The organism is Bacillus sp. FJAT-50079, assembly GCF_018343515.1.
Lineage (GTDB): Bacteria > Bacillota > Bacilli > Bacillales > Bacillaceae_C > Lederbergia.
Genome location: NZ_JAGYPD010000002.1, coordinates 137,669 through 153,620 on the forward strand (window position 1 = coordinate 137,669; position 15,952 = coordinate 153,620).

The 15,952-nt window shown below is 36.6% G+C and carries 16 protein-coding genes and 2 pseudogenes; 16 read left to right on the forward strand and 2 right to left on the reverse strand.

All coding sequences use genetic code 11. The features are described 5' to 3' along the window. Window positions 1–70: 70 nt before the first annotated feature. From KHA95_RS04520 to KHA95_RS04545, 6 genes and pseudogenes are all read left to right on the forward strand, one after another. On the forward strand, window positions 71–571 hold the full coding sequence (locus tag KHA95_RS04520) for a hypothetical protein (RefSeq protein ID WP_213136300.1): 501 nt from the start codon (window positions 71–73) through the stop codon (window positions 569–571). A gap of 180 nt (window positions 572–751) precedes the next feature. Beyond that, window positions 752–1,936, forward strand: coding sequence for an RNA-guided endonuclease InsQ/TnpB family protein (locus KHA95_RS04525; RefSeq protein WP_213136301.1), 1,185 nt, complete (start codon window positions 752–754; stop codon window positions 1,934–1,936). A 206-nt stretch (window positions 1,937–2,142) separates the two neighbouring features. After that, entirely contained in the window at window positions 2,143–2,559 is a 417-nt protein-coding gene (locus tag KHA95_RS04530) for a VanZ family protein (protein ID WP_213136302.1), read from the forward strand. Continuing rightward, window positions 2,528–3,205, forward strand: coding sequence for a hypothetical protein (locus tag KHA95_RS04535; protein WP_213136303.1), 678 nt, complete (start codon window positions 2,528–2,530; stop codon window positions 3,203–3,205). Before KHA95_RS04530 ends, KHA95_RS04535 begins: the two co-directional genes overlap by 32 nt. A 63-nt stretch (window positions 3,206–3,268) precedes the next feature. Beyond that, window positions 3,269–3,979 (forward strand): annotated as a pseudogene (locus KHA95_RS04540) (AraC family transcriptional regulator); the annotation flags it as partial. A 224-nt stretch (window positions 3,980–4,203) separates the two neighbouring features. Next, window positions 4,204–4,521, forward strand: a pseudogene (locus KHA95_RS04545) (transposase); the annotation flags it as partial. Between the two features lie 129 nt (window positions 4,522–4,650). Here KHA95_RS04545 and KHA95_RS04550 read toward each other — a convergent pair. Further along, entirely contained in the window at window positions 4,651–5,451 is an 801-nt protein-coding gene (locus tag KHA95_RS04550) for a CPBP family intramembrane glutamic endopeptidase (protein WP_213136305.1), read from the reverse strand. Between the two features lie 298 nt (window positions 5,452–5,749). Further along, on the reverse strand, window positions 5,750–6,154 hold the full coding sequence (locus tag KHA95_RS04555; protein ID WP_213136306.1) for a VOC family protein: 405 nt from the start codon (window positions 6,152–6,154) through the stop codon (window positions 5,750–5,752). Between the two features lie 370 nt (window positions 6,155–6,524). Here KHA95_RS04555 and KHA95_RS04560 point away from each other — a divergent pair, with 370 nt between their 5' ends. From KHA95_RS04560 to KHA95_RS04605, 10 genes are all read left to right on the forward strand, one after another. Beyond that, window positions 6,525–7,556, forward strand: coding sequence for a S66 family peptidase (locus KHA95_RS04560; RefSeq protein ID WP_213136307.1), 1,032 nt, complete (start codon window positions 6,525–6,527; stop codon window positions 7,554–7,556). 112 nt (window positions 7,557–7,668) lie between these two features. Beyond that, the gene (locus KHA95_RS04565; RefSeq protein WP_213136308.1) at window positions 7,669–8,514 is read left to right on the forward strand and encodes an AraC family transcriptional regulator; all 846 of its coding nucleotides are present in this window, start codon (window positions 7,669–7,671) and stop codon (window positions 8,512–8,514) included. A 447-nt stretch (window positions 8,515–8,961) separates the two neighbouring features. Beyond that, window positions 8,962–9,762, forward strand: coding sequence for an SDR family oxidoreductase (locus KHA95_RS04570; protein ID WP_213136309.1), 801 nt, complete (start codon window positions 8,962–8,964; stop codon window positions 9,760–9,762). A gap of 123 nt (window positions 9,763–9,885) precedes the next feature. Then, window positions 9,886–11,808 carry a BglG family transcription antiterminator gene (locus tag KHA95_RS04575; protein ID WP_213136310.1) on the forward strand — a complete coding sequence of 641 codons (1,923 nt, stop codon included), beginning with the start codon at window positions 9,886–9,888 and terminating at the stop codon, window positions 11,806–11,808. A gap of 200 nt (window positions 11,809–12,008) precedes the next feature. Continuing rightward, on the forward strand, window positions 12,009–12,434 hold the full coding sequence (locus KHA95_RS04580; protein WP_213136311.1) for a transcriptional regulator GutM: 426 nt from the start codon (window positions 12,009–12,011) through the stop codon (window positions 12,432–12,434). A 15-nt stretch (window positions 12,435–12,449) separates the two neighbouring features. Further along, window positions 12,450–12,995 carry a PTS glucitol/sorbitol transporter subunit IIC gene (gene srlA / locus KHA95_RS04585; protein WP_249316588.1) on the forward strand — a complete coding sequence of 182 codons (546 nt, stop codon included), beginning with the start codon at window positions 12,450–12,452 and terminating at the stop codon, window positions 12,993–12,995. Between the two features lie 12 nt (window positions 12,996–13,007). After that, window positions 13,008–14,015, forward strand: coding sequence for a PTS glucitol/sorbitol transporter subunit IIB (gene srlE, locus KHA95_RS04590; protein WP_213136312.1), 1,008 nt, complete (start codon window positions 13,008–13,010; stop codon window positions 14,013–14,015). A 73-nt stretch (window positions 14,016–14,088) separates the two neighbouring features. Continuing rightward, the gene (locus KHA95_RS04595) at window positions 14,089–14,448 is read left to right on the forward strand and encodes a PTS glucitol/sorbitol transporter subunit IIA (protein WP_213136313.1); all 360 of its coding nucleotides are present in this window, start codon (window positions 14,089–14,091) and stop codon (window positions 14,446–14,448) included. A gap of 103 nt (window positions 14,449–14,551) precedes the next feature. Then, window positions 14,552–15,235, forward strand: coding sequence for a transaldolase family protein (locus KHA95_RS04600; RefSeq protein WP_213136314.1), 684 nt, complete (start codon window positions 14,552–14,554; stop codon window positions 15,233–15,235). A 33-nt stretch (window positions 15,236–15,268) separates the two neighbouring features. After that, on the forward strand, window positions 15,269–15,937 hold the full coding sequence (locus KHA95_RS04605) for an HAD-IA family hydrolase (protein ID WP_213136315.1): 669 nt from the start codon (window positions 15,269–15,271) through the stop codon (window positions 15,935–15,937). The last annotated feature ends 15 nt before the right edge of the window (window positions 15,938–15,952 follow it).

Sequence of the window (15,952 nt, forward strand, 5' to 3'; positions counted from 1 at the left end):
CTATTGAAACTTTTTTCATCGTATTCCGTAAAATAGATGGTTTAAAATATAAATAATAGGTGACTAGATTATGAAAGCATACTGGGTGAAACAGCTTTGGGTACTTATTTTTTTAGTTTTGCTTACGGTTGTGGCAAATTTTAATATGCTTCAATCATTTTTAACAATAGAGACTACTGGTTTAAAACAACTCGCATTATTTTTAGTCATTTCAATCATTTTATTCGCTTGTAATCAGCTACTTTATAATTACGCAAAAAAAGAGCCACAATTTATGCAACATTCTATTTGGAGTAAAATGTTTATTATTCTGCCCATATGGCTAATGATTTCCTTTGTCATATTTATTACTTTATTTTTTATGACGCCATTGGGGGACATAATGAGTCAATATGCTTGGTCTATGTTTATTGTTATTTACTACTTCTTATTTTTTATGAATCTATTGGTTTTATCGATTGTACATAAATTTATTGATTCACCAGCAAAAATAGAGAAAAAACTGCTCATTACTTGGGCTAGTTCAACTTTGATAGTAGCTATCATTCTCTTCATGTTACCGAGCCTTTAATGATGTAGTGACAAAACTCCCCGCTTCGATTAAAGCTAGGGAGCTTTTTTTAACACCCTAGGGCAGAAGTCTCCTTCCTCAAAATCCGAAAGATGTAGGTTTATTTTAGATCCTTTCACTAGAATATACGTTCTATTTTTGGTATGATTGATATAGGAACGTATGATTGGAGGGATGTAAATGATTCGCTGTATGAAGACTTCATTTCGAGCAAATCAAGAGACTATCAACCGATTATTCGAGTATCGTGTTTCAGGAGAAGTTTGGAACCGCTGTCTTGAACTAGCGAAGGAAACTCATCTGAAAACAGGCAAATGGGTGACGAAAAGTGGGTTACAGAAAGGCACAAAGGGAATGTTCCCTATCCACTCCCAATCTGTACAGGCTGTTTGCCATAAATACCTGTTTGCACGTGATGCGGCAAGGAAAGCAAGAAAGGCAGGTCATCAGACGAAATATCCTTATAAACAGAAAAAACATTTCAATACGAAATGGGCAAACAACGGTTTCAAGCTATTTGAAAACGGAAAGATTGAGTTATCGATGGGGGATTTTGCAGGCAAAAGACAGAAACCATTGTTTATTTGGGTGAAAGAACTGCCGAAGGGACAAATCAAAGAAATTGAATTGATCTTCGACCGAAAACTGATAATCTCGATCGCATATGAAGATGGAAAAGAATCAAAGGAGAATAATTTTACACATCGCGCAGCCATTGATGTAGGTGAAATTCATACGATTGCCGCAGTGGCTGAGAATGGCGAAAACATCATCATTACGGGTCAAAAGGTGCGTTCGATTCATCGCTTACGCAATAAAAAACTCGCAGATCTTCAGCGGAAAATGAGTCGTTGTAAGAAAGGTTCGAGGCAATGGAGGAAGTATCAACGGGCTAAGGTATACATTTTATCCAAAAGCAACAACCAATTAACAGATGCCATTCATAAAACGACGAAACAGTTTGTGGATTGGTGCATTGAAAATGAAGTAAAGGAAGTGGCTTTTGGCGATGTGGACGGTGTTCAGCGACATACATCCCCACGTAAAAAGAAAAAGGTTCGCCGCAGAAAGACGAACCAAAAGTTATCCAATTGGTCCTTTGGTAAAGTATATACCTATTTGACTTACAAATTGGAAGCTAATGGGATCAAAATAGACAAACATGACGAACGGGATACGAGCCAACAATGTCCTTGTTGTGCGAAGAAACGAAAAGTAGCTTCGAGAATCTACACCTGTTCATGTGGATACAGCAATCACCGTGATATTCACGGCGCAGCGAATTTCTTCGCTAAAACATTTTATGGCGAAATCAGAAAGCCTTATTTTAGCCTAAAGCATACAAAGTATCTACGGATCGCCTAACGGCGGGAAGTAGTAGATGGTCTGTTCCGACCCAGTCAATCACCATATTGGCTGTTGCCAAATCTAATTGTTGAGGACAATACCTGTGACTTGTCATAAAGGGGCATGTCACCCATATTCCTTGTTGGTATGAACTCAACAATGTATTTGGAAACCCCCACTTCAAAAACGGGACGTTTTAAGTGGCGGGAGGTTCATATATATTCATGTTTGTGCCGTTTGGTATCTTTTTGCCGTTATTACATTCACGGTTTCAAAAAGCAAGATGGACAATTGGACTGGCATCATTATTTACCTTTTCCATTGAAAGTGTCCAGCTAATCACAGGATTTGGAATTTTTGAGTTGGATGATTTATTTAATAATTTTCTAGGCGCGATCATCGGCTATGGGATCACGATCGGTTTCATGAACATAAGAAAAAAAGAAATAAAGCGATCCGTCGTTTATTTTGCGCCTTTATTGCTAGTGATTCTTATATCCGGAGGCATGTTTGCCTACTACTATTCAAAGGAATTTGGCAATCTTTCCATCGTACCAGCTTATAAAACAAATATGGAAAATGATACGATCACGATTGATGTTCAGCTTGATGAACAAAAAAAGGACAGTTCCGATTTATAAAGCACCAAGCTATACGAAAGCTACCGCGAATGATTTTGTCATCGCGTTTTTTAATAAAATAAATTTGGATGCAGCAGACTTAGAGGTTATTTATTATCAGGATGAAGGTGTCTATTGGCTTAGAGATGAGAATACTTATAATATATGGTTTCATTATTTAGATGGAAGTTATCGTTATAAGGATTTTTCCAGCTTTGATGAGGAACTAAAAGATGCAGATGAAGAAATGTTAAAAGAACACGTATCAAAATTTGGCATAGAGATTCCACAAGCTTCGTCTTTCCAACAAGTCGATACTGGTACGTATGAATGGACGGTCGATAAAGAAGTAAGGGAAAACCATCTAATTGATGGCTTTTTAACGGTAAAGTATTATAACGATAACACCGTGAAGGAAATAGACAATCGATTCATTACTTATGACAAGGTGAGGGATGTTCAAATAAAAAGCGAACAACAAGCCTATAATGACCTAACAGAGGGTAGATTTACATATTACTCTGAAAATAACAACGTTAAAACCTTACATATTACTAAAGTAGAAGTAACCTATCATTTAGATTCCAAAGGCTTTTATCAACCTGTATACGCCTTTCATAGTATTGTAGATGGATTGGAAACGAAGATCTTATTACCTGGAATGTAAGAAAGATTAACTCCTTCAACGGGTTTGTTAGTCGCACGATTAATTAAAAATGAGGATGGGTGTAGGATGAATATTTCTAGAGAATTTGAAGTTGAAAAACTAAAAAATGAAAAAAGAGAGTTTTTTAGTAAAGACACCCTAAACATATTAAATGGTCAGGCAATGTATGAAGAGTTTAAAGAAAAGAATTTAATGGGGGATTCTGATTTTGCTCCATTTAATGAAGCGATGTGTGTAAATGCGACTACGAAAGAAGTTTTTAGTAAAGGGTTTATAAAAACACGGGCATTGGGGCATCATGAATCTGTTGAAAATTATATCAAAAAAGTAATAGATCCATTAGCTAATCTATTTAATAAAAAATATAAGTATATCGTTTTATGGTTTGGTGAAGACATGTTTTGTCAAATGAACCTCCTTACACTTCTTTCCTATCTTGAACAGTCTAGCTTTGATGGCAAAGTGTTTTTAAACAGCTTTAAAGAGGATGAATTTAAAGTAAGTCAATTCGAATTGACATTAGGCAACTATGCTTCCGTATACAATGAAGTTTTGGTAAATCGTCAAAAACCGTCAAACGGTCTACTCCCAGTAATGGATCAAGCAATAGACATATATTTAGACATGTTAAAAGAAAATAATGAAGTAGTAAAATATATTTCTGAAAATAAAGATTTACCAACAACAGGATTAGTTAACAGGTTATTTCAATTGTTCCCAGCGATAGGATATGGGGATTCACAATATATAGAGATTATTAATAAAACTAAATGAATGGCAAGTGAACATCTTGTAAATAAAATGAATCGATTGAACTAAACAGAGCTTTGGGATGTTAAAAGAACCCTTAAATGTTTGAATAGGGATGACACTTCATCTTATTTATTAGGGCTTCTTTATTGGAGGGAAACTTAATTTGATCATATCGAATCATCATGGTGGCTTCTATCACTGTGTCTTGGATGTTCTTAAAATCCCTCTATAAAAGCTGTGGCGGTAAGATATATGAATGTGAAGACTGTTCAGGATGCCCACTTCGTTCATCTTGTACGAAATCGAAAGAAGAAAACAATCGAAAATTAATGGTGAATGAGAAATGGGAACAACAAAAAGAATATGTGAGAGCGAAGCTTTCAGAAGAAAAAACGGGTAGCCTTTACCGTCAACGTAAGATTGACGAAGAACCAGTTTTTGGATTCTTGAAGGCTAATTTGCGTTTCACTCGATTTTCTGTCCGAGGTAAATCGAAGGTTGAAAACGAAATGGGGCTCGCATTAATGGCCGTGAATTTAAGAAAATTCACGGCCAACAACTAGTGTAGTATGCAAATTAGAATAAAGAAAAAAAGAAGGAAATTGAGTACACTCAATTTCCCTTTTTTCTTTATTTGAAGCTAGTTATGTCCCAGCCTTCTTAAATTGGAATTTAATTACTTAACATTATACCTATACTATTCGGCTGTTCTTCTTGTCGTATATCACAACGGTTACAATTGAAACAAGAACAATCACAGTATTTGCGGCAATGGTTCCCGCCCAAGTCATAGTCATGGTGCCGAAGATGGGGGATGCCGCATTGAACATGGTGTGGAATAATACGCACATAAACACACGGCCTTTTCCTGATATTTTGTAGATTGCCCCGTTGAAAAACCGAAATGCAATGAGTTGAACTGCAAACATCCCAAAGTTAATGAGTCCCTCTCCGTGATTCGTCCCCGGAATGAAAAAGAGAGGGATATGCCATAAAATCCAAATGATTCCTACAAAAAAAGAAGACAAAACAAAACCGTATTTTTTGTCAAGCTCAGGCTGCAATATGTACATCCAGCCAGCTTCCTCCAAGCCACCGATTATAAGATTACCAAGCAGGGAAAGGAAGAACGTATAAAATGGAAGCACCATTTCCGTGCGGCCTGAAACTGCAATATGTATCAAAAAATACAGTGCAAGTCCTGCAACAACAAACAAATAGAGAGATATGCTATTTTTGGCATAAAAAACAGTTTTCAACCATTCCTTGAAACCTGCTATTTTGTTATTTTTCTTCAGAACGATATATGAAGCAATAGCGGGCGACAAAATATAGATTGCAAAAGGGATATTCATCCCGAATTGCTGTAACGAGTGAACCCAATTGTGAACCGAATATCCGAATTGCCCAAGAGCAATCAAAGCACCTGACACAAGATAGGCTATGCAAAATGTCAGCATCGTAAATTGTACTGTGATTTTTTTGTCTATCACGATTTCTTCACCTCACATTTTAAAGTATACATTAAATTTTAACGGATGGACGCTTTGACTTTTATCACCTAATGTTTGCTTTCTGCCAATTCAAAGTTGCGCTCCGCACAAAATATAAATAGCCTACAGTTACAACTACTAAACTAAATTCTGATTTATTCAATTACAGCAGAGATGGATTAAAAAGGAGGCACTGCATATTTATTATCACAACATGTGCTTCAAGATATAAATGACTTTGTCTACAGTCTGAGATCCTAGCAATTCGTTTTGCTAGGATCTTTTATGGCTTATAGAGTTAACAATAGTCAGGTGCTACCAATTCGACCTTAATTCGATCGGGATCTTCAAAGTAAACAGCGTATTGTTTCTCTCCTCCAGCATATGGATGTTTGTTAGTATAAAGGATTTTTATTCCCCTTTTTTCTAATTTGCTTGTCATATCATCAACCTGTTTGCGTGAGCTTGCATGAAATGCTAAATGGTTAAGACCTACTCGACAGCGATGGTAGGAGATATCAAGAAATCTTTCCTCCGCTTGCACAAAAACAATATAAGTTTCGCCTATTTTCCAGCTCCGCCCACTTTCCCATTCCTGATAAAGGCGATAACCTAATTCCTCTAAGAACCACTCCCAAAAATCAATCGTTCTTTTTAAATCAGATACGTATATTTCAATGTGATGAATAAGCCCCTGTGACAATGGATACCCTCCCTATGGTTATACAATTTTAAAACTTCTACTTGTATAGATTGTACCAGACGATTAAACCGCTGTGTTCCCATTTTAATTTAGCAGGAAGGATTAGAAGAAAGGAACACATTGTTCTACATTTTTCGAACGTTGAGCTGATAGTATGGCAATGAAGGCTAGTTCACCAACCCTATGTATGAAGCGTAAAAATGAAGGATTATTTAAATGTTCAGGTGAACGAAACATTTTCTATTTGTTTTATTCATCAAGTTTGATAAACTCGTGTATTATTAGAGAGCTTCAATATTTCCTAAATTTTCAGATTGTATAGTTAATGATAGGCTAGTTTGTTTCAGATAATATAAGGGTGGGAGTAAATATGTTAATAAAGCCAAAGAAATTGCAAGCAGGGGATCGTGTTGCAACAGTAAGTCCTTCATGGGGAGGAGCAGGTGATCCAGAACTTAGATGGCGATATGAACAAGGGGTAAAGAGATTAGAAGAAGTGTTTGGATTAAAAGTTACTCCAATGCCGAATAGTTTGAAAGGTGGAGACTATCTTTATAAAAATCCACAAGCTCGTGCGGAAGATTTGATGTCGGCATTTAAGGATGAAAGCATTAAAGCAATTTTTGCAAATATTGGCGGTGAAGATAGTATCCGCTTGCTACCTTATATTGATTTTGATGTAATACGTGAAAACCCAAAAATTTTCATGGGTTATTCTGATGTGACCATTTCGCATTTATTTTGTCATAAAGCAGGAATTTCTTCTTTTTACGGCCCAGCGATTTTAACCGACTTTGCTGAGAACGTTCAGATGGATCCTTATACAATTGAAATGATCAATCGAACCCTCTTTTCAAATGAGATAGTTGGTGAGATACAACCGGCTAAAGAATGGACAAGCGAATTTTTAGAATGGGCTGAAGAGAATAAGAATTTGCGGCGGACAATGCGGAAAAATGCAGGCGTTGAAGTCCTTCAGGGATCAGGAGTAGTACGAGGACGATTGATTGGGGGATGTATCGAAGTACTAGAATTTGCAAAAGGAACAGAACTTTGGCCTGATAAAGAATATTGGAAAGATACGATTCTTTTCTTTGAGACATCTGAAGAAAAGCCGAAACCCGAATTGATTAAGTATTGGCTACGAAATTATGCCATTCAAGGCATTCTACAAAATGCGAATGGAATCATTTTTGGTAAACCACAGGACGAAAAGTATTACGACGAGTATAAAGTAGAAATACAAAAAGTTATGAAAGAATTTAATTTGGAGGATCTGCCGATTTTTTATAATCTGAATTTTGGTCATACCGAACCGAAATTTATTTTGCCATATGGAGCAATGGCAGAATTGAATTGTGCTAAGAAAACTTTCACCATTTTAGAAAGTGGAGTGGAATAATTCTTTTTAGTAAGATCTGTCCAAAAAGAGCACGAATAATCAGGTATGATGAATTCGTCGTTGATAAACTACTATTGAAAGGAGGAGGTTTCTTATCGAAGGACTGCAAAATATGCTAAATAGCATCGAACATATAGAAAGGAACTTAGACAATGAGCTTGTAATTGAAGATGTTGCTGCAGTGGCGTTCATGTCTAAATTTCACTTTCAGCGAATGTTCAAGATGTTAACTGGATATACCGTAAGTGAGTATATCCGAAATCGTCGGATGACAGTTGCTACGCAAAAGCTGATTCATTCTAAATCTAAAGTAATTGACATTGCAATGAAGTATGGATACGAGAGCCCGGAATCTTTCACAAAAGCATTTCGAAAAGTTCATGGGATTAGTCCATCTGACGCAAGGAAAAAGAGTACCTCCTTGAAGGCATATCCGAAACTTTCCTTTCAAATTCAAATAAAGGGTGATGTGGAAATGGATTACAAGATTGTAGAAAAAGACAGCTTAAAAGTGATAGGAAAGAGCATCCGAACGAGTACAATTGGGGGGGAGAACAACCGAAAGATCGCTGCCTTCTGGATGGAATCGAATCAGAACGGATTTACAGAACATTTGGCTAAAAACTGCGGACCACTTGGATTAATAGGGATTTGCTTAGATTTTGACAAAGAGCAAGAAAATCTAACGTACCTGATCGGCGCGGAAAAAAATATTGAACAAATCCCAGTTGATTGGGAAGAAAGAGAAATCCCAGCTGCAACATGGGCTGTTTTTCCAGTACATGGGGCTATGCCTGAAGCAATGCCAAGAGTATGGGGGAGGATCTTTTCCGAATGGTTTCCATCAACTGGATACGAACATGCAGGTGGACCTGAAATGGAAGTATATTTAAGTGACACTGACCCCTATTCAGAGGATTATTATAGTGAGATATGGATCCCGGTTAAAAGCAAATAAAAGGCAAGCGTAATAACAACTTTTAGAAGGACAAAAAAGCTTCTTAGGGAAGTATGATCATTAATTATAACTTCATATCTAGTTTTCAGACTATAATCCATTTTGATAAATATTTTCACGAAATGGATTATTTTTTTCTGCAAACCTTTTTAAACCACTCAAATAAAAGAAAGTCGATTCCTCTATCTCACTGCTAAATCCCCTGTTCGAAATGACTATAAAAACTTTTCAAATATAGTATTTCATCGGTTTATAAGAACATTACTAAAAATGAAAAGATCAAGGCTGATAAATGAATTGAATAACGATTTCATGTGCATGATCTAAATAGTACACATCTTTTCACCTATGTGTGAAAAAGTGTGTATTAATTTATCTTATCATTGTTCCTATAATAAAAGCGCAGGTTGAAAATGCTTACCTACTAGAATGAAGGAGGAGAATGATATGGGTAATACTTGGCTTGGTTTAGATGGAAAAGTCGCAATTGTAACCGGTGGTGCTTCTGGCATTGGATTAAATATTTCTAATGAACTAGTAAAGAATGGGGCAAAAGTTGTTGTTGCTGATTTGAATGGAGAAGAAGGACAACAAGCGAATGGCTCATATTTTCTGAAGTGCGATGTAACAAAAAAGGAAAGTGTTGATCAAACTGTAGCTAGAACGGTTGAATTATTTGGTTCAGTAGATATTCTAGTGAATAATGCAGGGGTCAATCTTCCTCGTTTATTGGTTGATGATAAAGGCGAAAGACCAGAATATGAACTAAGTGAAAAAGATTTTGATTTTATGGTGGCAGTCAATCAGAAAGGTCCATACCTTTTTGCACAGGCATCTGCTAAAGAAATGTTAAAACATAATAAAGGTATTATTATTAATGTTTCTTCTGAAGCGGGACAAGAAGGTTCAGCGGGTCAAAGTTGCTATTCTGCTACAAAAGGCGCGGTCATTGCATTTACTCGTGCATGGGCGAAAGAATTAGGAAAATACAATATACGTGTTGTCGCGATTGCCCCTGGAATTCTTGAAACAACTGGTTTAAGAACAGATGCTTATAATGAAGCATTGGCTTACACCCGTGGTGTGACAGTAGATGGTTTATCAAGTGATTATAGTAAATCCATCCCACTTGGAAGAGAAGGGAAATTAACTGAAATAGGCGATCTTGTTTCTTACCTCGCTTCTGACCGATCTAGTTATATTACTGGAACGACCATTAACATCTCGGGCGGAAAATCACGCGGATAACCTGTAAGGAAAAGAGGCAGATCAAAGCCTTAATGAATCGCCAGTGAAAAGGTTGTTCAAATGACTGTATTTCTTTGAGCGCTGCATGATTACTGGCATTCAGTTCGATTAAGAGGTGACGAAATGTCTAATATGATACTAAGTGATAGAGTGGTCCAAATCATTGAGATAGCTCGAAAGAAATCCTACAGTTCCCTTGATGATCTGGCTGAAGGATTGGCAGTGAGTACAAGGTCGATCCGCAATTATATTAAGCAGTTGAATAATGATCTGATCGGAATTGTCTCTTTAAAAAATGAAAAAGGGAAAGGCTATTACTTGCATGTTTTGGATGAGCCAATGCTTCAGTCCTTGCTTGAAATAAATAAATCAGACGAATTGCTTGATTCACCAAAACGCAGGATGGCACTGATTATTGATCGATTGATCAATAGTGAAGAGATTTATACTTTAGATGATTTGGCCTTTGAAATGCATATGAGCAGAACGACTTTAATTAATGAATTGAAAAAGTCGTCTGTTTCCTTGAAGTCGTATAACTTAATCATTCAAGGAAAGCAAAACAAAGGGATGTATTTAAGTGGAAAGGAACTCGACCTGCGATTCTTTCTCTTAGATAACATATACGATTTATTGTATGACTCATATCCAATTGACCCCGACATCATAGAAGAGATTGTAAAGATTTGCATTCAGCATGATTTGGAATCCACCACGCAAACAAGATTATTACAATTTATCATCGTAATGTTGGATCGGCTTTTAAAGGATCATCCACTAACGGAAATGGATGAGAAGCATAAAAAGTTATTGGATTCAAAAGACTATGAGATTGCATTAGAAATCGTTCATGCGATCGAAAGTCAGCTGCCAATCAAGATTCCTCAGCTTGAAATTTTGTTTATTACCATGCCGATTGCGGGGAGAAGAACGCCAACAAATAATCGAACAATGGCTAATATCGTGATTACAGATGATATAAAAAACTTATTAGAATCAATTGTTGAGCAGGTGGGATTTAATAAGGAAATTATTAAGGAAAATGAATCCTTTTTTACGGATCTCCAATATCATCTAACCTTCATGATCAACCGTTTGATCTTTGGTTTGCGCTTAAAAAATCCTTTGCTCGCTGATGTAAAAGAGAAATACCCTGTCGCTTTTAAAATGGCACAAATTGCCGGTCAAGTAATTGAAAATAAGTATGAACTTGAAGTGACAGAAGATGAGCTCGGTTATCTAGCTTTCTATTTTGGCGTCTTTATCACGAACAATGATGTCAAGGTGAAACGATTTCAAAAAGCAGCCATCATTTGCGGAACTGGAAGAGGTACGGCTAAATTGGTTGCTATTCAATTGGAACGGATTCTCAATCAAGATACAGAGATCCACCTATACTCGGAACAAGAGGTGACGAAGGAGCTTTTAGCTCAGTATGATATCGTCTTTACGACGGTGACATTACCATTTGAAATGAGTACTCCATTCATTATGATTAGTGAAATTTTTAATGAAAAGAGTGTTGAAAGAGAAATTGAAAAGATTAGCTATATGCAAACATTTAAGATCCAAAATGGAAGTACTCATCATTCCATCTTAAAAAATCTGGTTACGAAAGATAAACTCTTCATGTTGGATAGTACAAATAGCTATCACGGAAATGTAAGAGAAATGATTGATCATTTAGTCCGTACAGGCTATCTCGATGCAGGTTTTAAAGAACGGTTAAAAGAGAGAGAAAATAAAGGATCAATGGTTTTTGATCATTATATTGCTTTACCACATACGTTTAATTACCAATCTTCTTCCATTGAGCTTGCAATTGGTATCTTTCCTGAAAGCGTCATCGCGGATGGGAAGGAAATAAAACTTGTCTTCCTTCTAGGATTACCAGAACAACAATCGGACAACATCGAGCACCTAATTGTAAAAATCTATGATGAAATTATTCGTATCGCTAATAATAAGAAGTTAATTAACGTATTGGTTCGTGCAAAAGGTTACGATGATGTGATGAAAATTCTAGAAGAGGGAAGTAGACCGTAGGAAAAAGATGAAAGCGGTATTCATGAAAATGGTTATAAGGATTTGCTGATTTACATGAAGTGACGGGGAACAGCTATCATACCACCTGTACAATCAACCATTGTATTAGCTTTAGTTCGCTTACTACCTTTATCACAAACGAAGACACTGCTCTTTCATCATTTGAATCATAAATAAATTTAAGTAAAAGGGATGAAGAGATGATTTGGTATTTAATTATATTAGTTGGTATAGCGTGGCTTGTGCAGAGTATACTCGGCTTTCTTCAAATCAGGCATTTTAATAAGAAATATGCTGAAATGAGGTCAATGGGGCGAGTGGCAATTGGAAAAAGGACAGGGAAGCTGCGAGCAGGTACCGTAGTGATGTTTTGCATTGATAAAAGAAATAAAATTTTAAAAGCAGCAAAAATGCAGGGGGTTACTGTTTTTTCACGTGTAAGAGATTTAAAGGGCTTCGAAGGAAAATATTTATTGAAAATTTCGGAGGAAGACTTTAAAGGCGTGGATCAGTTAACTAGACTAGCGATTGCTGATGCCTTAAGAAGTTATGACATTATTTCTAAAGGCGGGGAGCTTAAAGTAAAAAAAGGATGGATTGATTATCTCATTCCTAAAAAGAAATAAGAAAAAGGTGAAATAATGGATACAGTTATAAAATATGCTGAAGGATTTATGAATTTATTTCGACACGGTGGAGAGGTTTTTGTGGACCTTGTTACTGGAATTGTACCACTTTTAATTATGTTATTGGTTGCAATGAATGCGTTAGTTCGTTTTGTGGGTGAAGAAAAAGTAGAAACACTAGCCAGAAAATCAGGGAAAAATCCTTTTACTAGATACTTTGTCTTACCTGTTATCGGAACATTTGTATTGGCAAATCCAATGACATTATCACTGGGAAGGTTTCTGCCGGAAAAGTACAAACCAAGTTATTACGCAGCAGCTTCATATTCATGCCATACGCATAACGGATTATTTCCACACGTAAATCCCGGCGAATTATTTGTATTCTTAGGAATTGCGGCTGGAATCACTAGCTTAGGTCATGACATCACAGAATTAGCCCTTCGTTATTTCCTAGTAGGTATTGTGACAAACTTCTTAAGAGGTTGGGTAACGGATTTAACAACAGCATATGTAGCAAAACAACAAAACGTAAAATTAAAAGATTCTGTTCAATTATAGGCGGTGGGAAAAATGACAATATTTCAATCAATTAAAGTATCAAAAGGTTCAGGTGGCTTTGGTGGTCCATTAGTAATAACGCCAACAGCTGAGAAAAATAAAGTTGTGTACGTTACTGGCGGTCAAAGACCAGATATTGCAGAGAAAATTGCCGAACTTACTGGATGTGAATTAGTCGATGGGTTTAAAACAAGCGTGCCAGAGAATGAAATGGCGTGTGTGATTATCGACTGTGGCGGAACGTTACGTTGTGGTCTATATCCTCAGAAACGAATTCCAACGATTAATATTATGCCAACTGGTCAAAGTGGACCACTTGCAAAACATATTACGGAAGATATTTACGTTTCTGGAGTAAAGGTTGAAAATATTCAGCCGGCTGAAGCAGCTGCTACTCCTCAACAAGCTGCTACGCCAGTAAGCGAGGAAGAGAGCAAACCAGAAGGAAAGTATAGTACAAATAAGAAAATTAGTGAGCAAACAAAACCAAAAGGCTTCATGGCAAGAGTCGGAATGGCTATGGGGTCGATTACAAACGTATTTTACCAAGCTGGACGCGATGCAATCGATACAGTTATTAAAACGATTCTTCCATTTATGGCATTCGTTGCTATGCTCATTGGAGTTATTATTGAAACTGGTATTGGCGATGTCTTTGCGAAATTCTTATCACCATTTGCTGGTTCAATCTGGGGACTTATCGTTATCGCGTTAGTATGTTCATTTCCACTTTTATCCCCATTCTTAGGACCTGGTGCAGTTATTGCACAAGTAGTAGGAACACTAATCGGTGTAGAGATTGGAAAGGGAAATATACCTGCACACTTAGCATTGCCTGCATTATTTGCGATAAACGCTCAAGCTGCGGCTGACTTCGTTCCAGTAGGTCTAGGATTGGCAGAAGCAGAGGTTGAAACGGTTGAAGTAGGTGTTCCATCCGTCCTCTATTCAAGATTCTTAACAGGTGCACCAACCGTTTTTATCGCATGGCTAGCAAGTTTTGGATTATACGATAGTTAACTATTAAAAAGTCTATACAGAATTCCATATCCTGTATAGACTTTTACAGAATATCGATAAAGGAGAGTTTATGATGTCTAACAAATATGTAACAAAGGTGAATAAAATTGGTCCATCAGTAGCAGATTTCCTCGGCGAGAAAATGCTAATCCTTTTTGGGGAAAACGCCCCAACTGAGTTAGCCGAATATTGCTTATTAATTGATGTGAACAATGTTGAAGGTGATATCGAAGCTGGAGACACACTTCAATTGGGGGAAAACAAATATACAATTACTGCTGTCGGCGATGCTGTCAAACAGAATTTAACATCACTTGGTCATATCACATTAAAATTTGATGGATCTCAAACACCAGAATTACCTGGAACACTTTACTTAGAAGATAGTGATATTTCTGACGTTACAACTGGTGATCTCATTCAAATCTATTAGAAATGAACAAATCAATGATCGGCTTAACTTTTGTTAAATCCATGAAAAGGGGTAACAAAAGTTAAGCTATTATAATATACCCATTAGAAAAGGAGAGGAAGCAATGCAACTCGTTATTGATTCAGCTAATATTGAAAAAATAAAGGAATTGAATGAGTATTTTCCGATTGATGGAGTAACGACAAATCCTACGATTATCGTTAAAGAAGGAAGGCCTTTCCTGCCATTATTAAAGGAAATAAGAGATGTGATTGGAGAAGAAAAAGAGCTATTTGTTCAAGCAGTAGCTGAATTAGCGGATGATATAGTTAAAGAAGCTCGTTATATGAATAAAGCAATAACTGGCAATGTGATCGTGAAAATTCCTGTAACTGCAGAAGGGATAAAAGCGATAAAATTGTTAAAAGAGGAAGGAATTCGTACATTAGCTACGACGATCTATACACCAATGAGTGCCTATATGGCCGCAAAGGCAGGTGCTGAATATGTTGCACCATACGTCAACCGAATTGATAATTTAACGGGGAATGGTGTAAATGTCGTATCAGAAATAACGCGGATTTTTGCCCAACATCAACTTTCTTGCAAAGTATTGGCAGCAAGCTTTAAAAATGTGCAGCAATTACATGATGTTTGTTTAGCTGGTACTCATGGGATTACAGCTGCTCCAGAATTAATCGAGGCCATGATTGTAAATCCTTCCGTTGAGGCAAATGTGAAGCAGTTTAAAGAAGATTGGATCAACCAATATGGGAAAGAAAGCGATACTCTTATTTCCACATTGTAATAGATCAAGAAAATAAAAGTAGAAGGTGATTAAATGGTAAAGGCAATCGTTTTTGATTTTGATGGACTTATCATCGATACAGAGTATGCACTTTATAAAGCATTTTGTCATTTATTACAGATAGATGATCAGGATCTTCCAATTAAAGAGTATGCTTCATTTATCGGAACGGACTCCGTAGCTCTTTATGATTATATTTGTGAAAAATCGAATGGAACGTTGTCACTGGAAGAAATAAAGGAACAATCCTCGATCCTACATAAGGAAAATCTAAAATTGCCAATTGCACGAGATGGTGTGGAGGATTATTTAAAAGCAGCGAAAAGCAAGGGATTGAAGATAGGACTTGCATCAAGCTCGAATAGGGAATGGGTCATGTACTTCTTAAAGGAATTAAATCTTCTCGAATATTTTGATGTAATTCAAACACAGGATGATGTAGAGAAAGTAAAACCAGATCCAGCTTTATATCAGAATGTCATCAACCATTTTGGGATAGATCCCTCTGAAGCAATCGCATTTGAAGACTCTGCAAACGGAGCGAAGGCAGCCGTCGCGGCGGGATTAAATTGTGTCATTGTTCCGAATCAAATTACAGAGAATCTACCATTCGAGCGTTACACTATGAGATTAGCAAGTATGAAAGAAATCGAGCTTTCCGCAGTAATCGATCATGTAAAATCGATGAAAGTAAGAAACTAAACTGAGTGAAAGAAT